1 protein-coding gene is annotated in these 286 nt (G+C 59.8%); it reads left to right on the plus strand.

The annotated features are described in order from the left end of the window. Nucleotides 1–286: phage tail tube protein (locus tag EN845_RS34940; protein ID WP_245511898.1), on the plus strand; the 286-nt coding region annotated here is incomplete at both ends.

Raw genomic sequence — 286 nt, forward strand, 5'->3', positions numbered from 1 at the left:
CATCATCGCCAACAAGAACTACATCCGCTCCTGCACCTTCACGATCAATAACAACCTCCGCAACATTGGCGGCATCCGCTCCGACGGCCTCGTCGGGCCGGAGGCGATCGGAACCGGATCCTGCGATGTCGGCGTCGCGATCGAGACCTATTTCGGTTCCAGCACGCTGCTGACGAAGCTTTTCAACAACACGGCAACCAACATCAATGTCCGCATCGCCAAGAACAGCCAGGCCATGATCTGGGCGGTGCCGCGTGTCACCTTCACCGACGGTTCCCCGAACGCC

Source organism: Mesorhizobium sp. M8A.F.Ca.ET.202.01.1.1, from assembly GCF_004791595.1.
Lineage (GTDB): Bacteria > Pseudomonadota > Alphaproteobacteria > Rhizobiales > Rhizobiaceae > Mesorhizobium.